We start from the raw sequence: 19,152 nt of genomic DNA, 5'->3' as shown, positions 1-19,152 counted from the left end.
CGAACACGCCACCGGCGAGGGCAAGCTGTACCTGTGCGCGGTCAAGGACGTGTACTCCGGGCGCATCGTGGGCTACTCCATCGACTTCCGGATGAAGTCCCGCCTCGCGGTGGCGGCCCTGGAATCCGCGGTCGCCCGCCGCGGCCAGGCCGCCGGATGCATCGTCCACTCCGATCGCGGATCGCAATTTCGCTCACGGAAGTACGTGGCCGTTCTCGCAGGTCACAGCCTTATCGGCTCGATGGGCAGAGTCGGTGCGGCCGGCGACAACGCGGCCATGGAGAGCTTCTTCGCACTGCTGCAGAAGAACGTCCTCGACCGCCGAACCTGGCGGACCCGGAACGAACTGCGGATCGCGATCGTGTCCTGGATCGAGCGGACCTACCACCGCCGACGGCGCCAGATCCGCCTGGGCCGATTGACGCCCGTCGAGTACGAAACCATCATGGCCCCCCACGCAGCACTCGCTGCGTAAACCCCGACTGTCACCCGATCACGCAGCAGTCCCTTCGAGTCTTCGCATTTCTACTCCACATCTCGCGAGGCATGTGCACTGTGTCGGCCTCGGAGCAGGCTACGGGGGCAGGAGTCAGCGGGGCTGCGGAGAGGGTTGCCGCTGGCTTGTATGTATGGACCATCTGTCCTGATCGGCGCTGTTGCGTCTCCACCCTGCCGCCACTGGGGTTGACCGCCCCTAACAAAAAGTCGGCGATGCCGAGAAGCAAGCGAACCACCTGCTCAGCCGCGACGCGCCGCCGTTGAGCATAGGTTGGTAGATGGACCCTTCTCATCCGGAATGCCAGGCGGTCTCGATGGCGTGAACTGCGGCGAGAGTCCGGCTGATGTGGTGAGGCGGGCGAAGGCTCGCTCACCATGCCTGTCGGCCGGCCTGGTCGATGCGGACGGCAAGGCCAAGTACACGCCCGGCAGCCTCCGGCACTTCTTCGCCTCGACCGCGTTGGCGGACTTCAACGGCACAAGAGTCCCGTGCGTTGCGGGACGCCGGCCGGTCACCCGATCAGTGGCCGCTCTGAAAGAGCTCCTTGATGCACCCGGCTTCGGCGAGCGCGTCGTGCTGCCGGCCGTCTCCTGCTTGTCCGTGCTCACCCGGGCCAGGCCTACGAGTGCCATGGAATCCTCCACGCATTCATCAAACGGTTCTCCGTGACGGATGAACGCAATCTCACTTCTGAACAAGTGAACGAACAGTCAGAGGGCTCCCGGCGCCGGTCGCGAGGGGGTTCTCGCCGTGTTCAGTCAACGACGGCGGGCTCAAGCGGTCAGCGCATCACCACCGTTTGATGAACACGGGGCGTCCGGCTTTCACACGGGGAGTGCGCCCGACGGGGCAGTGCGCGCGCCCCCCTGGCGGGCCATGGCCGCTGCAGGCACACCGACACCACACTGCCGTCACGGACGAGAGGTATCAGCCCTTCGTCCGCGTGTCCCCCAGCAACGCCGTGCCCGGCCGGGCGCGGAAGACGGACACCGCTGGGGCGGCGCCTCGAGAAAGGACAACAGCGTGCACCGCTTCACTCGCACCATAACCACGGCGGTGGCGGCCCTCGCCGCCACCATGCTCCTGTCCGGCCAGGCCATGGCGACCACGGCCACGACCAACGCCTCCGGCACCTTCTACTACACCGACCTCCTCGGCGGGAACCAGCAGGTCGTCGACCCCGAACTGAACAGCTGCAAGCTGGTCTCCACCCTCGGCACCAGCGTGAGCAACCAGACCGACGCCACCGTCGTGCTGTACACGGACACCAGCTGCGCTCTGCTGGCCAACCCGGTGTCGCCCGGCAGCAGCATCACCTTCCTGTTCAAGTCCTACCGGTTCGTCTAGACCGGTAGGACGCCGCGGCGTCGACGAGCGCGAACGGCGTCGAAGGCAACCGGGGTCCGGCGCCGGCGTCTTCCGCGGCCACACCCCGTCGGGCCAGGGGCGTCACCCGCATCCCAGTGGATGGCGCCCCCTTCTCGTGCTGCCGTCGGCCGGGCCCCGCCGGCGGACTCGTCGACGCCGGGTTGGTCAACCGCGGTGCCCGCTGGACGCGGTGCCCGCTGGACGCGGTGACGGTGCCGCCCCGATGCGGTCCGCGTACGGCTTGAGCGGTGGCTCCTGCGTGCAGGGGCCACCGCTTGGCTTGGCGGGCTGCTGGTTCAGCGCGTTGTTGCCGGAAGGTGCAGGCGTCCGTCGTGGACCTCGGCGATCTGGTCGACGGCGGTGAGGTGGGTGCGGTCGTGGGTGACCAGGATCGTGGCGGTGGCCTGCTGGTGGGTGAGGCGGGTGATGAGGTCGAGGACGGCGGTGCCGCGTTCGTGGTCGAGGGCGCTGGTGGGTTCGTCGACCAGGAGGACGGTGGGGCCGTTCATCAGGGCGCGGGCGATGTTGATGCGCTGGCGCTGGCCGCCGGAGAGCTGGTGAGGGCGGCGGCCGGCCTGGTCGGCGAGACCGACGGCGTGGAGGAGTTCCTTCGCGCGGTCGCGTGCGGTGCGGGGTTTGCGGCCGTCGATCTGGGCCATGACCTGGAGTTGTTCGGCGGCGGTGAGGGAGGGCAGCAGGTTGGGCTGCTGGAAGACGATGCCGATCTTGTGGCGGCGCAGTTCGGTCAGTTCACCGCGGGTGAGGCCGGTGGTGCTCCGGCCGTCGATGGTGACGGTGCCGGTGTCGGGGGTGATCAGGGTGGCGGCGACCGCGAGGAGGCTGGACTTGCCGGAACCGGAGGGGCCCACCACGGCGGTCAGGCTGCCCTTGAGGACCTCCAGGCTGACGTGGTCGAGGGCGGTCAGGCGCATGTCGCCGTCGGGGTAGGTGAGGGTGATGTCGGTCAGGGTCAGGCTCATCGGGCGCTCCCCAGGGCGGTCAGCGGGTCGACGGAGGTGATGCGGCGGATGGACAGGGCGGCGCCGAGCGCACCGAGGAGGATGATCACGACGGCCGGGATGAGGACGGTGGCGGGGGTGAGGAGGAACGGCACGGCGGAGCCGGCCACGAGTGCGCCCAGGGCGGCGGCGATGCCGGTGCCGATCAGGGTGCCGCCGACGAGCAGGACGACGGCCTGGCCGAGGGCGTCCTTGAGCAGATTGGCGGTGGAAGCGCCCAGGGCCTTGAGGACGGCGACGTCACCGCTGCGCTGGATGGTCCAGACGGTGAAGAAGGCGCCGATGACGAGGGCGGAGATGGCGAACAGGAAGCCGCGCATCAGCTGCAGGGAGCCGTTCTCGGAGGTGTAGGAGCCGATCGCCGACAGCGAGTCGTCGGTGGAAACCGTCCTGGTGCCGACCTGGCGGTCGATGGCGGCCGTATCGGCGCCGGAGGTGGTGCTCAGGGCGATGACGGTCGCGCTCGCGCCGTCGTCGGTGCCGGTGGGCGGCGCGGTCCTCTGCCAGGTGTCCAGGCTGGTCCAGATCACCGGTGTGTGACTGTAGTGGGCATCGCCCGCGACGGCGGCCACCTCCAGCTGCCGGCCTGCCAAGGTCAGGGCGTCCCCGGCCTTGACGCCGAGGTCGTCGGCGGCCGCGGTGGACAGCACCACCGCGCTGCCGGTGATCTTGTCGCTGTCCGGGGCGAGGCGGGAGCCGGGCTCGACGCCGAAGGCCGAGACGCCGGTGCTCTTGTCTCCCGCGGTGGCCCTGGTCGTGGTGATCCCCAGCGGCTCGGCGCTTTCGACACCCGGCGCCTCGGACCACTTCTTCCACTGCGCTTGCGTGACGGTGGAGTTGGAGTACGACAGGTCCTGCCCGCCGCGGGGAGCCTGGAAAGCGATCTCGTCGGCGGGCAGGGACGTGATCGCGGAGATGTTCTGCCGGCCCAGTCCGGCCGTCAGCCCGGACAGCAGCCCGACCAGCAGGGTGATCAGTACGATGACGGTCCCCATCAGGGCGAAGCGCCCCTTGGCGAACTTCAGGTCTCTCCAGGCGACAAACACGGCCTCGGCCTGTCCTTTCCAGCGGTGGAAGCGGGGTACGACCCCACCCTCTCCGCCGGCCCCCTGCGTGCGCGTCTGGCGCAGGACGGCACTTCGCGGGCCGAAAGACGGCACGCGGGTTCTAACTTTCGATAGAGGCCCTGCCGGCATCTGCTTTCGTAGTCTGGGACGCACTGTGAACGCTGCCGCCCCCGCCCTGACCCCGACCACGCGGGCCCTGGCCTGGTGCCTGCACCTACTGGTCATCGGCCTGCTCGCCCTGGCCGTCGGCCGGGCCGTGACCGGCGAGCGACCCCAGGCCGGATGGATCGTCGCCGCCTCGGTGGTGTGCGGTCTGACGTACGCGGCCGGCCCCGTGCTGCCTGGCGTACGTCGCTCGCGGCGGGCCGCCGCGCTGTGGCTGGCCGCCGTGGGGGCCTGCTGGCTGGTGCTGCTGGCTCTCACCCCCGACGCCGTGTGGGTGGCCTTCCCGTTGTACTTCCTCCAGCTGCACCTGCTGTCCCGCCGCGCTGCACCGGCGGCCGTGGCCGTCACCGCCGCCGCGGCCATCGCGGGCTTCGCCGCCCACCAACACTCCTTCAGCCCCGCCATGGCCATCGGCCCCGCCCTCGGCGCCGCCGTCGCCGTCGCCGTGGTGTGGGGATATCAGGCCCTGTACCGGGAGAGCGAACACCGCCGTCGTCTGATCGAGGAACTCACTGCCACCCGCGCTGATCTGGCCGCCGCCCAGCACACGGCCGGCGTGCTCGCCGAACGCGACCGCCTGGCCCGCGAGATCCACGACACCCTCGCCCAGGGCCTCTCCAGCATCCAGCTGCTGCTGCGCGCCGCCGAACGCGCACTTCCCCAGGCCCCACAGAACGCGGCCCGCTACGTCGACCAGGCCCGGCAGGCCGCCGTCGACAACCTCGCCGAGGCCCGCCGCTTCGTCGCCGCCCTCACCCCACCCACACTGGAAGGCACAACCCTGGCCGACGCTCTGGAACGCCTGTGCGCCACCACCTCCGCCCGGCACCGGCTCACCGCCCGCTTCCACCTCACCGGCGACCCCGCCCCGCTCGCCACCGCGCACGAGGTCGCCCTGCTGCGCATCGCCCAGTCCGCCCTGGCCAACACCGTCCGCCACGCCGAAGCGACCACCGCCGACGTCACCCTCGGCTACCTCGGCGACCACGTCGCCCTCGACATCGTCGACGACGGACACGGCTTCGACCCCGCCCTCCTGCCCGCTCCCGACCCCGAGACCGGCGGGTTCGGGCTGGCCGCCATGCGCGCCCGCACCCAGGCCCTCGGCGGCACCCTCACCATCGAGTCCGCCCCCGGCCACGGCACCGCCCTGGCCGCCCGACTGCCCCTCACCCCGCCGGCCGACACCGAACCCGAGGCCCATCCGTGACCGACGACACCCCCATCCGCCTGCTCCTCGCCGACGACCACCCCGTCGTACGGGCCGGACTGCGCGCCGTGCTGGAAACCGAACCCGGCCTCGTCGTCATCGCCGAAGCCGCCACCGCCGAGGACGCCGTCACCCGCGCCGCCGAGGGCGACATCGACGTCGTCCTGATGGACCTGCAGTTCGGCAAGGGCATGGGCGGCGCCGAGGCCACCGCCCAGATCGCCGCCCGCCCGGGAGCCCCCCGCGTGCTGATCGTCACCACCTACGACTCCGACGCCGACACCCTGCCCGCCATCGAAGCCGGGGCCACCGGGTACCTCCTCAAGGACGCCCCGCCCGAAGACCTGGCCGCAGCCGTGCGCACCGCAGCCGCGGGCCGCACCACACTCGCTCCCACCGTCGCCGACCGGCTGATGAACCGGCTACGCACCCCGGGCACCACCCTGACCCGGCGGGAAACCGAAGTCCTCGCCCTGGTCGCCGAGGGACTGTCCAACCAGGCCATCGGCGCACGTCTCCACCTGACCGAAGGCACCGTCAAGTCCCACCTGGCCCGCATCTACGTCAAGCTCGACGTCGACTCCCGCACCGCCGCCGTCGCCACCGCGACCGACCTCGGCCTCATCCGCCGCTGACCCGAGCGCATGCGAACGCCCGCAGCCGCCGCCGGGCGACATGCGGCGCCGGGCGTGACAGCCGCCAGTGCCGCATCGGACAACGTCTGCCCTGCCGCCGGCCGCAGTCCCGCGACGCGCCGATCGGGAACCCGGATTCCGATCGGCGCGTGCACTGAAACTGGTCGGCGTGGCGACAGAGTTCAGGTTCGACAGATCGACGAGGACGAGGGACAACGCCTGCTGCGGATCATTCGCAGAGGCACCGGGGCAGTGGTGACATGGCGGCGGGCCCAGATGGTCCTGCTGTCCGCGCAAGGCATGCCCGTGGCGAAGATCGCCGAGGTGTCGTTCACCAACGTGGACCGGAACCAGGAACGGCTGGAGGTTCAGACACCGATTCGACGCATCCACCATGGGAGGTATTGGGGCGCGAAGGGATTGTTGAGGGTGCGGTCACGTACGCGTTCGTCTGCGGAGCCGATGACTGCGCTCAGCTCGCGTCGTGCCTTGGGCCTCAGGGCATGGAGTGTGATCTCCAGCAGGGTGCGGATGTGGTAGTCGCCATGGCGGAGGTCTGTGTCATCGCGTTCGTGGAACGCCTCGAGATCTCCACGTGGCTGGCGGACAGACGCATTCCAGCGGCGGAAGGAGTGTGCGACTTCGCCCGCGGGGAGGCCGTGGCTTCGTTCGAAGGCGGCGATCTGCCTGTTTGCCGAGGCGGACAGTCCGCGGATCACGGGTGCCCGCCCATGGTGCGTTCGTCGTTGCGGGAGCTGCGTCCTGATCTCGCCCGGTGACCGGCGAGGCATGAACACTTCCAGGAGGAAGACGTTGGGTCGACCGACCCTAGAACTCGTCGGCGACAGAGATCAAGTCCTCAGGGGCGGCTCAGCTGGACGGCTGCTGTTCAGCGCGTGCACGGGTGGTTGCCGGCCGGCAGGAGTCGGTGCCGATTTCGATGGACGCGAGAGCCGTCGACCCAGCCGCCGGAGCGGGCGATCTCCAGTGGGTCGTGTCCGGCGGCGTTGCGCTTTCCGGCGAGGGTGGCGCGGTCGACGCCGGTGAGCATGACCCGGATCTGCTTCGGGAGCGCCGCGGTCGCCTGCTTCGGCTGCGCGGCCGCGGCCTTCGTCTCGGCGAGGTGGTCCTTGTAGGCGTTGAAGACGGCGGGGGCGCCGCGCATGGTCGGCTTCGGCCGCCCTTGCTCCTGGTGCCAGGTGGTGACGGCCGCCAGGGCGCGCTCGATGGTCGACGGCCCGGCCGGGCGGCCCGTGCGGGGGCTGGGGGTGACGGTCAGGTGCCTGACCCACTCGGCCATGGTCTCCCGGACGCCGGCACCGTCGTGCGGTCCTGCTCGGTGCACCAGGTGGCGAAAGCCCGGCGGTCGGCGGCGTAGGCACGGCGGGTGGACGCGGCGACGCTCGCCTCGATGGCGGCGGCGGTCTCGGCGGACAGCTCCCGGTCCCGGCCCGCCGGAACGGCCACCGCGGCGGCGCTGTCCTCCACGAGTTCGGCGTCGACGACGTCGTCCTGGCGAGGGCGCGGGCGGAGCGGGGGCGATCGGGGACAGGGTGGCGGCGGTCCATGTGACGCTTCCTCACCTCTGGCTCCAGAGGCGGGCTTATCAAGAGCCAAAGGTGAGGAAGAGTGAGCTCATCCGGCCGCGGGGCTCAGATGTCCAGCCGGTGGCGCTGAGAACGATCACTGGCCGGTCGGTCCGAGCGGGGGATGGTCGACGTCCTGGGCACTGTCGGGTGGCGGGGAGCGAGTGAGGAGCTGGCGGTGCACAGTGGGGACGCACAGGTGTGGCCTCGGCCGCGCCGGACAGTTGCTCCCTTGGTCGGGTGCGGCGCGGCTCGCGACTATTCGCTGGCCGCCATGATCGCGTTGATGAGGTCGCCGCCGCTCTCTTTCAAGGCCCTGACCGCCTTCGCTCTTGACGTCCCAGTCTGCGCCATGACCAATGCGATGTCCTTAGGGTCAATCCCGGTCTCGTCGACGGTCTCGTCGACGGTCTCGTCGTCCAGCTCAGGGACGTCTTCGAAATCTTCTGGCACGAAGTCCTCCAAGGAGCGAAGAAGTACCGCTCAGCCCTTCCACTGCTCAGGCACCGTGAAACAGGTGCCCCACGCCGTCACTGGCCGCGCCCTGGCTGGGGCAGCCTGAACGGCTTGATGAACATCCGGGCACGGCGTTCTGCTGGCGGCCGCGGACCGCCGGGCTGCGTTCGTCCAACGACCGTTTGGTGAACACGGCGGCCTCTCGCTCGTTACCCGCGCCCGCGCGTGGACCTGCGCAAGTTGAGCACAAGTCCGGCGACCTGTTCGGGTTCGTCCGCGTTACGCGCGCGCCCGCGTTGGGGGGTCCAGAAATTCCAGGAACCCGACCGCGCCCGCCGACGGACTCATCGACGCCTGGGCGGCGGGTCAGCCGCGGCGTCCGCTCACGTCTCCTCCGGCCTCAGGTCCCTGACCCACGTCCACGGCCCGGTCCTCCCGAAGCTACGGCGAAGTGACAAGTGGCTCTCTGTGATCAGAGGACGCCAGGTCAGGGTGCGCGGGGCGCATTCCGGGCACTTCGCCGGCCATGCTCGCGACGGACGGGCTTCTGTCCCTTGCGGTGATCAGGTCGGGCTGAATCTGCTCGACAGACTCGCCGCCCGCGCGACGCCGCAACACGGTGTGGAGCATGTCCTCGGGGGCCGGGGATGCGGCAAGGGCCCCTGCCCGGTTGGGAAGGACCCCTGGGAAGCGCCGGGCGTTCTGGTCACACTTCTAGGATTGCCTCTCAAGGATTTCCTCGGCGAAGGCTTCCGCGTCGGTGCCGAGGTCGACGTGGACGGAGGAGGCAATCTTGGTGACCTTGTTGGCGCCGGCGGCCTTCAAGTACACCCTCGTCGAGCAGCGAAGCGTCTCGCACCACGACGAGTAGGTCGGGTGTGTCGCTCGACGTGTCCTTGATGTTCTCGCGACCTGCGCATCTCCTGCACTCGCCGCCCCACAGCCTCCAGGTCGCGGGGCGGGGAGCCTCACCCGCGCCCAGGCCGCGACCGTGCTCGGAGTCGGCGAGGTTCGCCAGCAGGCTGTCGGACTTAGAGGTCCTAACAAAGGCGTTGGACGTGGCGGTGGGTGATGAGGCAGGTCGCGAGGCCGAGGAAGGCTTCGTGGATGTCATCGCGTCGTTCCCAGCGGATGCGTAGGCGCCGGAAGCCGTGGAACCAGGCGATGGTGCGCTCGACGACCCACCGGTGCACTCCGAGACCGGAGCCGTGTGCGACACCGCGGCGGGCGATCACGGGTTTGATGCCTAGGGCCCAGACAAGTCGGCGGTACTTGTCGTGGTCGTAGCCACGGTCACCGAGCACCACGTCGGGCCGCCGACGCGGCCGCCCGACCAGGCCCGCGACGGACGGGACCTTGGCGAGGAGGGGGAGCAGTTGCGTGACGTCGTTGCGGTTTCCGCCGGTCAGCGACACTGCGAGCGGGATGCCCTGTCCGTCGACGAGGACGTGGTGCTTGCTGCCCGGCCGTGCGCGGTCGACCGGGCTGGGGCCGCTTTTGGGCCTCGCCGAGCGGCCCGCACGTGGCTGGAGTCGATCACCGCCCGGGACCAGTCGAGCTGCTTCGCCGCCCGCAGCTTCTGCAGCAGGAGGACGTGGAGCCGTTCCCATACGCCGGCCTCGTTCCAGGCCGCCAGCCGTCGCCAGCACGTCATGCCGGAGCCGAAGCCGAGCTCCTGGGGCAGGTACTCCCACTGGATGCCGGTGTGCAGGACGCACAGGATCCCGCACAACGCCTGCCGGTCAGGAACCCTCGGCCGCCCAGCGACCAGCTTCGGACCCGGCTCCGGCAACAACGGCTCGATCAGTGACCACAGTTCGTCCGACACGATCCACGGACGCGAGTTCCTCTTCCCCACGGACGGACCAACGAGCATCTGAACCGATGGTCACACCATCAGCAGCTTCTGTTAGGACCTCTTAGGGAGGTCCAGGACCAGGTCCAAGCCGCGCACCCGGCCGTCGACGCGGAGGTCCTTGTGCTCCCAAGCGGACGCCAGCTCGCTCTCGCCGTAGACGGCGGCGAGGTCGACGCCGACGGCCCGGGCGAGCTTGTGCACGGTCTCGACGTGAAAGGCGCTGGGCCTCGCCCTTGTTCACGACCACGCGCTGCTGCTACAGCTTGGTGAGCTGCTTTGGCTCCCTGCAGGAGGCCCTCCGGCTCGACGCCGCGTTCGGGGGCCGCGGCCTCGATGGCGCGCAGGAGCGGCGCCACGGTGAGCGTCGCCTTCTCGTCGGCGCGGAGCGAGTGCGCCCGGTGATGAGCCGGGCGCCGGTCAGCGGGTGACAGCCCTTCATGAGCCGCCGGGCCGCGGCCCCGCCCTCGGCGGTGAGGGCCGCGCCGGCGGTCAGGCCGACGTCCTCAAGGCCGGAGCCGATCCACACGAGGACGCCGTCCGCGCTCTCCAAGCGGTAGTCGACCGGACGGTCCTCGTCGGTCTCCAGGTGGGTGCCGGCATCGTCGGCGACGCCGCATCCGGCCTGCCGACCGAGCCGGTAGTCCACCTGCTCGTCGGCGCTGATCTCGGTCACCCACGCCATCTGGCGCCCTCCCGGCCGTGCCCCGCACGGCGGGTCAAACGAGCCCCCTGACTGCCCGCAGACGACTAGCCGACCTCCGTCGCGGCGGAGCTCCCCCCGCCCCGCTGCGCTGTCCACGGTCACTACCGAGCCGCTGCAGCCGACAGTGCGGCTCGGCCCCAGGACGAAAATGCCCCGTCAGCCGCAGGGAAGGCCGACGGGGCTCGAGGTGTGTGGGTCAAGGCCGCAGGCGCCTGGTGAGCGTCGGAGACGGGCGATAGCAGGGCCTCTCCTACACAGTGCCGCAATTATTGATCCTGACCGGACTCGTGGGCGTACCACTGGCGGTACCAACGGCTTCGGCCGCCTTCACCGCATCCATCCCTTCGATGACCTCACCGAAGACGACATGGGCCCCGTCCAGCCAGGACGTCACGACAGTGGTGATGAAGAACTGGGAACCGTTGGTGTTCTTGCCGGCGTTCGCCATGGACAGCAGGCCGGGCTTCGTGTGCTTCAGGGTGAAGTTCTCGTCCTCGAACTTCGGACCGTAGATGCTCTTGCCGCCGGTGCCGTTGTGACGGGTGAAGTCGCCGCCCTGGAGCATGAACTGCGGGATGATCCGGTGGAAGCCGCTGCCCTTGTAGCCGAAGCCGTGTTGCCCCGTTGCGAGCTCACGGAAGTTCCGGGCGGTCTTGGGCACGACATCGTCGTACAGCTTGAACACGACCCGCGGCTGGGGCTGCCCACCGACAGAGATGTCGAAGAAGACGTTCGGGGTTTCCATACCCCGATCCTCGCACACTCTCTGTCACTGGAGTCTTTCGCAGAGCGACGGAGGGGGGTGGCACCCCCGGATGCCGCACCTCGGCCTTCCGCGCTTCCCAGCGTCTTACGGGCTCCAAAGTCCGTGCTGCCGCAGGCGGCTTCCTCTGAGGTCCCCGGAAACGAAAAAGCCCCACTGCCCGAGCACTGGACTCGGGGCAGCGGGGCTGTCTGGCGGGGAGGGAGCTTCGGCCCTGCCTGCGGCTCCTGAGAATCGATTGTGTAGGTTCCGTGCGTGAATGATGAAGGAGTTCTGCAGGCACTGTTTGCCGATGTGTGCCAGACGCTGACCCGCGCCGGCTTCGACATAGCGTCGGCAAGCACCGGGCAGGCGACGGGCTTAAGGGTCGGCCGGGAGCAGGACGTGGTGATCGTGAGCTGGGTGCCGGCGGACGAGCTGGACCCCGCCGGCAGAACGGATGCCTCCTACGAGGGCATCCGCACCGCTCTGCGGCGAGCCCTCCAGGAGATCCTCACCCAGGCCGGTTACGCGGTGGAGGTGGACCGGACCGGGGGACACGTGCGGGTCAGTCGGGTCCACCGAGTGCCCGCAGACGACTGAAGCGTCCGTGACGAAAGTGCCTAGCTGCCCTCGATGGTGACGCGCTCGACCACGATGTCCTCGATGGGTTTGTCGTTGGGTCCGGTACGTGCGCGCGAGATGTCGTCCACGACCTCGATGGAGGACGCGTCGGCCACTTCGCCGAAGATGGTGTGTTTGTTGTCGAGCCACGTCGTGGGCGCGACGGTGATGAAGAACTGCGACCCGTTGAGGTGGGGGCGGCCGGGATTGGCCATGGCCAGCCGGTACGGCTTGTCGAACTTCAGGTCCGGATGGATCTCATCGGCGAAGTTGTAGCCGGGGCCGCCCCGTCCCGTGCCCGTGGGGTCGCCGCCTTGGATCATGAAGTCGTTGATCACGCGGTGGAAGATCGATCCGTCGTAATAGGGCCCGGCGCTCTCACCCTTGGAGTTCCTTCCCGTGTACTGCTTGCTGCCCTTCGCCAGCTCCACGAAGTTCTGCACGGTCTTCGGGGCGTGGGACGGGAACAGCCTCAGCAGGATGTCCCCTTGTGACGTGTGCAGGGTGGCCTGGACAGACTCATCAGCCATGGACAGTGCCTTTCACAGTGATAGACGTCGCGACGTTTCTATACCCTAAGTAGCCGACTCGCCACATAGGGCAACCAACTGAGCAGTCGACCCCCGCCCCGCTGCGCTTCCCCCGCACGCCACCGAACCCCCGCAGCCGACATCGCGGCCCGGCTCCAGAAACGCAAGAAGCCCCACTGCCCGAGCACTGGGCTCGGGCAGCGAGGCGCGGTGCAGGTGGTGCGCTGGCCGGCTACTCGTCGACCGAGGCGCGCTGATGATGCGCATCGGCTACCGCTTCGATGCTTCCGGGGCCTCCATGCGGTAGCCGAGGGGCGAGGTCTCGCGCAGGGTCTGCCGGATGGCCTGCTCCTTGCCGACGAGCGCGGCGGCCTCCCTCCAGTCACCGGCGTCGGCCGTGGCCTTTGCGTGCCGCGGCAGTGGTGCGCCGGGGAGGCCGCGTTGCGGTGTCAGAGGGAGGTGATTTCCAGGGTGACGGTGGAATAGACGCTGTCGACGGTGCCGAGGCCGAGAGTGCAGGCGAGGATGTCGGTGGCGGGGCCGATGCTGGTCTGTATGACGCTGTCCCCGGCGAACACTCCGGAGGTGACGTTGCCGGTGATGGTGACCACCAAGGCCGCGCCGACCACGGTGGCGGTCCGTGACCCGGAGATCGTGCTGGTCTCTCCGGTGTTCCAGGTGATGGTGAAGGTGGACACCGCGGTCTCCAGCAGGGTCAGGCAGGACCGGTCAGGGGTGAGGACCTGCAGCGACCGGGAGCCGGAGTCGATGTCGGGGCGGCTGAGGGAAACGCACGGTCCGTACTGGACAGTGGAGGAGAAGGTGACGTCCTGCGGGGTCAGCGTCAGGGGCGGGTTGTAGGTGGTGGCCTCGCTGCTGGGCACGGTGCATGTCAGATCGAGAAGGCCTTGTGAGGATGCGCCGGCCGGAGGGGCGAAGACGAACGCGGCGACCATGATGCCTACGGTCGCGAAGAGAGCGGCAAGCCGGGACCACAGGCGCGTGCGGCCGTGCGGCCGTGCGGTGGTGTGGGGGCGCCTGGAACGGGACATGTGGGTCCTCCGCGGAGATGGGTGCCCGCAGCACGAGCACGCTGGGAAGCGGCCGGGGACGGCAGGGCCCATCAAAGTAGCGGCGGCCTTATGGGTGAAGAAGGGTGTGAACAAGCCGGGAATGCACATTCGGTGCACACGGGGCGCGAGCTTTCACAACCAGCGGCCGGTGTCGGGGGCGTACAGGCTCCAGCCCCGGGAATGCCGCGAGATCCCGAAGTGACGGCCAGTCGCACGCCTCTGCCGGGGCGCACGCATCGGTGGGTCCGGCGCCTGGGCCTGCGTCATGGGCTCACCGTCACCACCCGAGACGCCGACGTCCGGCGAGCCCTGTTCGAGGTGAGTGACGCCGGCTCCGGCTGCCCTCCGGCTGGGACGGAGAGTTCCGCGCCACCCCCAGGTCACCCGCGACGCTCCCCAGGCAAGTAGTCGGCGTCGCGGAAACCGTCCTGAGGCCTGGTTGGTCAGATGATCTTCGTCAGCGGTATGGGCGGCGACGAGAACTGACCCGAGGAGGGTTGCCGTCCTGCTTCGCCCGACTGTCAGGCGGAGCAGGACGACCGATCTCGCGCCTCGGCTGGCTGGAACGTCCAAAGCCGAGAGGATCAGGGTGTCCGCGAGCCCCTGGCGACGCGACGCAGGCTGGCCCTGGCCGGGTCCTGAGCGGGGTGCTGGCCGGAGGCCGGCTGCACGTGCGGATTCGGCCGTACCAGCAGGCTCACCGTGACGCCCTCCGTGAAGCCGTTGCGCCGCATCATCGCCGCGGACGCCTCGTTGCCGCTCTCCACGTCGGTGATGACACGCGAGGCGCCCGCGGTGAACAGTGCGTCGCAGCAGTGCTCCACCAGAGCGCTCGCGACCCCTCTGCCCCGGGCCCGTTCCTCCAGTGCGATCCATTCCAGGTAACCCCAGTCCTCCCGTCTGTCGTAGGAGAGTGAGCCGAGGACGAAGCCAAGCAGGCCCGTGTCGTCGGTGGCGACCCAACAGGCATCCGGTTGGGCATCCCAGTGGGCCGCCACACTCGACAGAGACCAGGAGGTATAGGGCATAGCCGCCACGTCGAACACCCGGCGGCCCAGGTCAAGCACGGCGTCCACATGGGTCAGCCGCAGCGGGACAATTTCGAGACCGTTCATGGAACAATATTGGCATTATATAGTAAATAGGACCTTGCCGGATCTCGGGAGTGAGGTTCCCAGCTGAGCGAGGGCGGCTGACTAGCTGGTCAGGGCGGTTGGTGCACAGCCCTTGCCGGGCATGTCCGGGCAGGTAGAGCGGCCATCGAGCCACCTGAGACCGGGGCCGGCTGCATATCCGTCAGAGATGCTCTGCTGATCCGCCCCGCGCCACGGCGTCCGACCTAGCTTTCCCGTCACTGCTCGATGATGTCGATCGGGAAGTCGGTCAGCTCACTGATCTCTTCAGAGGACATTCCTGCGGCGAGGGCGCGTGCGGCCGCCACCTGGGCATCGGCGGTGATCCGGGCCGGCGCTGCGGCGGAAGTCACGCACGAACTCGCTCCACCTACTCACCTGGTGAGCTTTCGCCGGCGCATTGGGCCAGCTCGGCGTACAGACGCGCCGACTCTGCAGGTTGCCCGCGACAACGGGCTCCGGCTGTTCGTGGACCTTGTCCATCTGAGTGACCGGGGTGGTGCGGTGGTCACGGGTGTCGTCGCGCGGTGGCTGTCGTGTGCCGGGGGTGTTGCGTCGGCGCCACCTGGGCCTTCCTCGGCGACGCCACCTGCACTTCTTCCATCAGCTGACCGGAGGCGCCGACCTGGAGTTGTGCCAACGCGTGCTACCGCCGGCGCCGGAACGTTCTCAGGGCGGTGGCCGGCGTCGGCATGGGGATCGGGAGGTGCTGGCTGCGATCATCTTCGCGGCCACCTCTGGGTGCGCCTGGATGGCGGGCTGGACGCGCCGGGCGGCTTCCGCTACTCGCGGCTGAGGGTTTGGGCGTCCCCGTTATCAGGATCTCCCACGCTGCGCCGCATCTGCGGATCCGCCTGCGAGCCGCCGAATTCCCACGGGTTGCCGTCACAGACGGTGGTCCACACCTGCTCCGCTTCCTTGTCGTCGGGATACGCGCCCCACTCGCCGGTGCCGCTGCACTCCGACACCTTGTCGCCGTCGTTGTTGAACTCGGCAAGGTTGGTGACGACGACGGTGCCGTCGTCCTTGAAGAGCACGGTCCCGGTATCGCCCTCGGTCCAGGTGCCTACGATGTCGGCCCGAGCCAGTGTCTGTGGCAGCCACATGCACCCCGTGGCCAGCGTCAACACCGCGACCGCCAAGACCACTCCACGCAACCCCGCAGCGACGCGCCCTCGTTCATCACGCATGACTCCCCCTTGCGTACGTCAAACCCTGGCTGCTTCGCACACCAGATCGTCTAGCGCTTACGCTGCCACGAAAATTGAACATGTTCAACTCTGCTCGGTGCGCACTGGCAGCACCGCTCCGTACCGCATTGAGCGGTGCACCTTGGCCGCTCGCTGTAAAGCCATGCTGGAGCAGGAGGGCCGGACCATGGGTCCGCCGCGGAGGCACGGCACCTGAGGTGCCTGTCCTCTGCGGCGGCTGGGGTACCGGGTCGCCGGTGTACGTGAGAAGTACCTCGGTCGGGTCTCCGGGCGGGCCGTGCGGGCAGGGCTTGACCAAGTTCCCTGAGCGTCTGGGTTGTTCGTGATGCCCCGCAGCGGGAGGGCTCGTTCGGGTTGGTCGCGGATTGCCCGAGTGGTCTTGGCGTTGTTGACGGCTCCGAGAGTCTTGAGCAGGCCGACGGCGAGGTTGCGGAAGGTGGCCATGGCGCGGGGTGCGGTGCCGGTGTGGAAGATGGAAGCGTCCTCGGCGTAGGTCACGTCTCTCACGTAGTGCAGGGCCTCGACGGCCCAGTGGCCGCGGACGGCGGCGGCGAGTTCAGCCGGGGTGATGTGGTTAGCGTCGAGACTGGTGACGGCGTAGACGCTCTCGCGGCTCTCGCACCCGCCGGTCTGATTGCGGCGCCGGTGGACACGGAGGGCGAGGCGGCCGTGGGAGAAGGCGATCCCGCCGAGTGCGTCAGCAATGCCGCAGGTCTTGATCGAGCGGGGCTCCCGGCGGCCGTGTCCGGCCGAGTAAGCGGTGTGCTGGACGGCGATGTCCGGCCAAGGCAGGGCGGCGAGTTGCCGGTAGGCGGTCGGCTGGTCCCGCTTGATCATGGCGATGTAGTGGGCGTTTTTCGTCTCGACCAGCCAGGTGACGTTCGCCTGGACCGAGTGCAGGGCGTCGAAGGTGACGAGTGCTCCGTTCAGGTCGAGCGGTTCGAGCAGGGGCTGGAAGTGCGCGGTCTCGTTCGTCTTGGTTCCGACCTCGGCCTGGGCGAGGGTCAGGGCCCGGTGGTGAGTGACGGCGGAAAGCAGATGTCTGCGGCCGGCGGACAGGCGGGCTGATCCTCTCAGCGACTTGCCGTCGACGGCGATCACCTGCCGTTTCCCCGAGGCTGTTCCTGCGGTGTTCCGGGTGGTGAGGTAGGCGCCGACCGCCTGATCCAGGGCGTCACCGTCGACGGCCGCGAGCACGCGGCCGATCGTGGTCCGCGAGGGGGCACGGCGCCACCGGAGCGGATGCCGTGTGGGACTCCGACGGCCGTCAGCACGGTGTCCGAGGCCCGTGCCGCCCACTCGGCGATCTCATCCACACTCCTCGCTCCGGACACGGCCGCACAGGCACAGACGAGGAGGATCGCGGTCAGCGAGTACCAGCTGCCCCGCCTGGCCCGCGGGTCGGGCACCCCTTCTAGAAAAGTCCACAGGTCAGCGACTTGCCCGGCATCCAGAGGACCCAGCTTCGCAAGCACCGGCGGGATGGGAGAAGACGCAGCGGCAGGCATGGGCCACCTCATGCTCGTTGAGCTTCGACACCCCAATGATCACGAAGCCCGTGCCTGCTCTGCTCTGCAACCCAACCGGTCATGGCCCCACCAACCGCCCGCCTCCGGAACTCGCCCAGCCCTGACGCCGCGGTCCCGCTCGCCGGGAGTTTTCGGCCCGTCGACTCAAGAGCTGGCCACCCGGTCGGACTCGCGGATCAGCCGAACGGGCGCCACCCACACATAAACGAGTTGCGCCAGCATCCCGAGCTGGAAGACCTCTCCCGTGCTGGCGCCGATGTACAGGAACCCGCACATGAGCATCGGAACCGTCAGGATCGCCCGGAACCGAGCGTCATTCATCCGCTTATGGGCAAGCCCGGCGACGACCATCAGGAGCACAGAAGGCACGCCCGTGATCGTGATCGATATCCGGGCCGCCTCGAGTTCCGACGGCGACGTCAGAGGGACCCCGAGACTCTCGATGATCCCCACCCACGCCACTGCACCGATGAACGGATACAGGACGACGCAGAGAAGGACGCGAACCAGCACCTTCCAGATTCTGAGTCTCCCCCGAGCCTCCCTGTCCGGCACGGCTGTCGTACTGCTGAACACCTGGCAACTCCCTCGGCCGGGAGAAGGCCCCGACGGAAACCGGGCTTCCGACGGGCCCACATAATCCACGCCAGGGGCCGGCGTCCGGTTCCCGTCCGCCTGTCAGGGACTTCCTACTCGTCCCTCGCGCCTTGTGAAGCGGCACGGGGCTGCGGCCCGAACGAGCCCTCGCCGCTCCTGGCCGCCGCCCGTGCCAGCGGCAGCAGGTCATTGGCGCGGGGGAAGCCCCGCTGCGCGCGCCGCGGCCCAGCGGCTTCAGGCGCGACTTGGCGGCAGGTACTATGTAATGCAAGGATGCTTGTCATGCCAACAAGTGATCGTGCCCGCCAGCTGCGTAAAGGGGTGCTCGAACTCGCGATCCTCGCCGTGCTGGACCGCGAGGAGTGCTACGCGATCGAGATCATCGGGCGACTCGACGCGCACCCTGCGCTCGCCGCGTCACCGGGGACGGTGTATCCGCTGCTCGCCCGGCTCGACAAGGCCGGGCTGGTGGTCACCCGGTGGGTGGAGTCCGCAGGAGGGCCACCGCGTAAGTACTACCGGCTCACTCCCGAGGGCAGCGCTTCCCTCCGGGAGGGCGCCGAGGCGTGGGCCGAGATGAGCCAGGCGATTTCCGAGATCCTTCGAGGAGGAGAGCGATGACCCGCACCTACCTGCACGCGGTGCGCGAGCAGCTGGGCCGGCTTCCCGCGGCCGACCGCCGCCGTGTGCTGGTCGCACTGGAGGCACAGCTCGACGAGTTCCGGGAGGCCGGCCTTGATCCCGCCGCGGTCCTCGGCAGCCCGGCGGAGTACGCGGCGCAGCTCCTGGAGGCGCTGTCGGAGGAACACCCGGCGGGCGAGGCCCGGTGGAGGATCCTCGGGCTCCCGGTCGAGACGCGTGGGCCGGTGAACGCCGAGGTCCGTTCGCGTGTCTGGGATCCTGCCGACCCGAGATTGATCGTGCCCCGTCTGTTCGGGCTGGGCTGGAGCCTCAATCTGGGGGCGGTGGCCGTACGGCTGGGTCTCATCCGTCCCGACGACATGGGGCGAGACGTGCTGGAGGGCATTCCCGACCGGCATCTGCGGCTGGCGCGCTGCGTGCCGCTGGTGATCGCGGGCGCGACCGTGGCCGCCACGGCGCTCACATGGCGGAGTCTGCCGCGGACCGTCGCGTCCGGTTTCGGCCT

Annotated in this window: 25 protein-coding genes and 1 pseudogene; 8 read left to right on the top strand and 18 right to left on the bottom strand. The window is 69.2% G+C overall.

Going from position 1 to position 19,152, the window contains the following annotated elements:
- Both HW445_RS04260 and HW445_RS04255 read left to right on the top strand, forming a co-directional pair.
- Positions 1-475: IS3 family transposase (locus HW445_RS04260; protein WP_180219688.1), on the top strand; the 475-nt coding region annotated here is incomplete at its 5' end.
- A gap of 1,047 nt (positions 476-1,522) precedes the next feature.
- Positions 1,523-1,846 (top strand): hypothetical protein, encoded by a 324-nt coding sequence (locus HW445_RS04255; protein WP_180219687.1) that lies wholly within the window; start codon positions 1,523-1,525, stop codon positions 1,844-1,846.
- 317 nt (positions 1,847-2,163) lie between these two features.
- Here the strand turns inward: HW445_RS04255 and HW445_RS04250 are convergent, their stop codons facing one another.
- Together HW445_RS04250 and HW445_RS04245 are read right to left on the bottom strand one after the other, a co-directional pair.
- A complete protein-coding gene (locus HW445_RS04250; RefSeq protein ID WP_180219686.1) occupies positions 2,164-2,847 on the bottom strand; it encodes an ABC transporter ATP-binding protein in 684 nt (227 codons plus the stop codon).
- Complete coding sequence (locus HW445_RS04245; protein ID WP_180219685.1) at positions 2,844-3,932, bottom strand: ABC transporter permease; 1,089 nt, start codon at positions 3,930-3,932, stop codon at positions 2,844-2,846. The genes HW445_RS04250 and HW445_RS04245 overlap by 4 nt, the downstream gene beginning before the upstream one ends.
- Positions 3,933-4,107: 175 nt before the next feature.
- Between HW445_RS04245 and HW445_RS04240 the strand changes: the two genes are divergently transcribed.
- From HW445_RS04240 to HW445_RS34240, 3 genes and pseudogenes are all read left to right on the top strand, one after another.
- A complete protein-coding gene (locus HW445_RS04240; protein ID WP_180219684.1) occupies positions 4,108-5,328 on the top strand; it encodes a sensor histidine kinase in 1,221 nt (406 codons plus the stop codon).
- The gene (locus HW445_RS04235; RefSeq protein WP_180219683.1) at positions 5,325-5,963 is read left to right on the top strand and encodes a response regulator transcription factor; all 639 of its coding nucleotides are present in this window, start codon (positions 5,325-5,327) and stop codon (positions 5,961-5,963) included. The genes HW445_RS04240 and HW445_RS04235 overlap by 4 nt, the downstream gene beginning before the upstream one ends.
- A gap of 141 nt (positions 5,964-6,104) precedes the next feature.
- Positions 6,105-6,311, top strand: a pseudogene (locus HW445_RS34240) (hypothetical protein); the annotation flags it as partial.
- 20 nt (positions 6,312-6,331) lie between these two features.
- Here the strand turns inward: HW445_RS34240 and HW445_RS04230 are convergent.
- The 8 genes from HW445_RS04230 to HW445_RS04200 all read right to left on the bottom strand — a co-directional run bounded on the left by HW445_RS04230 (position 6,332) and on the right by HW445_RS04200 (position 11,311).
- Positions 6,332-6,682, bottom strand: a complete 351-nt coding sequence (locus HW445_RS04230) for a hypothetical protein (RefSeq protein WP_180219682.1) — start codon at positions 6,680-6,682, stop codon at positions 6,332-6,334.
- Positions 6,683-6,852: 170 nt separating this feature from the next.
- Positions 6,853-7,263: a hypothetical protein gene (locus tag HW445_RS33265; RefSeq protein ID WP_257230834.1), complete on the bottom strand. Its 411-nt coding sequence runs from the start codon at positions 7,261-7,263 to the stop codon at positions 6,853-6,855.
- On the bottom strand, positions 7,239-7,451 hold the full coding sequence (locus HW445_RS33260) for a hypothetical protein (protein ID WP_257230833.1): 213 nt from the start codon (positions 7,449-7,451) through the stop codon (positions 7,239-7,241). The genes HW445_RS33265 and HW445_RS33260 overlap by 25 nt, the downstream gene beginning before the upstream one ends.
- A 356-nt stretch (positions 7,452-7,807) precedes the next feature.
- The gene (locus HW445_RS04220; RefSeq protein ID WP_180219681.1) at positions 7,808-8,014 is read right to left on the bottom strand and encodes a ubiquitin-like domain-containing protein; all 207 of its coding nucleotides are present in this window, start codon (positions 8,012-8,014) and stop codon (positions 7,808-7,810) included.
- 1,031 nt (positions 8,015-9,045) lie between these two features.
- Positions 9,046-9,881 (bottom strand): IS5 family transposase gene (locus tag HW445_RS04215; RefSeq protein ID WP_374939602.1). Its coding sequence is split into 2 segments (ribosomal slippage): positions 9,046-9,531 and positions 9,534-9,881, totalling 834 coding nucleotides; the frame shifts between segments, so codons are not numbered across the junction.
- A 33-nt stretch (positions 9,882-9,914) separates the two neighbouring features.
- Positions 9,915-10,064, bottom strand: a complete 150-nt coding sequence (locus HW445_RS04210) for a hypothetical protein (RefSeq protein WP_180219679.1) — start codon at positions 10,062-10,064, stop codon at positions 9,915-9,917.
- Between the two features lie 55 nt (positions 10,065-10,119).
- A complete protein-coding gene (locus HW445_RS04205; RefSeq protein ID WP_180219678.1) occupies positions 10,120-10,545 on the bottom strand; it encodes a hypothetical protein in 426 nt (141 codons plus the stop codon).
- Positions 10,546-10,816: 271 nt separating this feature from the next.
- Positions 10,817-11,311 (bottom strand): peptidylprolyl isomerase, encoded by a 495-nt coding sequence (locus tag HW445_RS04200; protein WP_180219677.1) that lies wholly within the window; start codon positions 11,309-11,311, stop codon positions 10,817-10,819.
- Positions 11,312-11,623: 312 nt separating this feature from the next.
- Here HW445_RS04200 and HW445_RS04195 point away from each other — a divergent pair, with 312 nt between their 5' ends.
- Positions 11,624-11,911: a hypothetical protein gene (locus tag HW445_RS04195; RefSeq protein WP_180219676.1), complete on the top strand. Its 288-nt coding sequence runs from the start codon at positions 11,624-11,626 to the stop codon at positions 11,909-11,911.
- A 20-nt stretch (positions 11,912-11,931) separates the two neighbouring features.
- Here the strand turns inward: HW445_RS04195 and HW445_RS04190 are convergent, their stop codons facing one another.
- The 8 genes from HW445_RS04190 to HW445_RS04165 all read right to left on the bottom strand — a co-directional run bounded on the left by HW445_RS04190 (position 11,932) and on the right by HW445_RS04165 (position 17,984).
- Entirely contained in the window at positions 11,932-12,462 is a 531-nt protein-coding gene (locus HW445_RS04190) for a peptidylprolyl isomerase (RefSeq protein ID WP_180219675.1), read from the bottom strand.
- Positions 12,463-12,911: 449 nt separating this feature from the next.
- Entirely contained in the window at positions 12,912-13,346 is a 435-nt protein-coding gene (locus HW445_RS04185) for a hypothetical protein (protein WP_180219674.1), read from the bottom strand.
- A gap of 773 nt (positions 13,347-14,119) precedes the next feature.
- Complete coding sequence (locus HW445_RS04180; protein ID WP_180219673.1) at positions 14,120-14,650, bottom strand: GNAT family N-acetyltransferase; 531 nt, start codon at positions 14,648-14,650, stop codon at positions 14,120-14,122.
- Positions 14,651-14,886: 236 nt separating this feature from the next.
- The gene (locus tag HW445_RS33255) at positions 14,887-15,021 is read right to left on the bottom strand and encodes a hypothetical protein (RefSeq protein WP_257230832.1); all 135 of its coding nucleotides are present in this window, start codon (positions 15,019-15,021) and stop codon (positions 14,887-14,889) included.
- 429 nt (positions 15,022-15,450) lie between these two features.
- Positions 15,451-15,858 carry a hypothetical protein gene (locus tag HW445_RS04175; RefSeq protein WP_180219672.1) on the bottom strand — a complete coding sequence of 136 codons (408 nt, stop codon included), beginning with the start codon at positions 15,856-15,858 and terminating at the stop codon, positions 15,451-15,453.
- Between the two features lie 84 nt (positions 15,859-15,942).
- Positions 15,943-17,076: an ISAs1 family transposase gene (locus tag HW445_RS33250; protein ID WP_308798293.1), complete on the bottom strand. Its 1,134-nt coding sequence runs from the start codon at positions 17,074-17,076 to the stop codon at positions 15,943-15,945.
- Positions 16,977-17,387, bottom strand: a complete 411-nt coding sequence (locus HW445_RS33245) for a transposase family protein (RefSeq protein ID WP_257230831.1) — start codon at positions 17,385-17,387, stop codon at positions 16,977-16,979. Before HW445_RS33245 ends, HW445_RS33250 begins: the two co-directional genes overlap by 100 nt.
- 165 nt (positions 17,388-17,552) lie before the next feature.
- Complete coding sequence (locus HW445_RS04165; RefSeq protein WP_180219671.1) at positions 17,553-17,984, bottom strand: hypothetical protein; 432 nt, start codon at positions 17,982-17,984, stop codon at positions 17,553-17,555.
- 303 nt (positions 17,985-18,287) lie between these two features.
- Here HW445_RS04165 and HW445_RS04160 point away from each other — a divergent pair, with 303 nt between their 5' ends.
- Positions 18,288-18,626, top strand: a complete 339-nt coding sequence (locus HW445_RS04160; RefSeq protein WP_180219670.1) for a PadR family transcriptional regulator — start codon at positions 18,288-18,290, stop codon at positions 18,624-18,626.
- On the top strand, positions 18,623-19,152 hold a 530-nt coding region (locus HW445_RS04155; RefSeq protein WP_257230830.1), incomplete at its 3' end, for a DUF5808 domain-containing protein. The genes HW445_RS04160 and HW445_RS04155, both read left to right, overlap by 4 nt.

The sequence above is a fragment of the Streptomyces sp. UH6 genome (genome assembly GCF_013421635.1).
Classification (GTDB): domain Bacteria; phylum Actinomycetota; class Actinomycetes; order Streptomycetales; family Streptomycetaceae; genus Streptomyces; species Streptomyces abyssomicinicus.
This window is presented reverse-complemented; position numbering and strand designations above follow the sequence as displayed.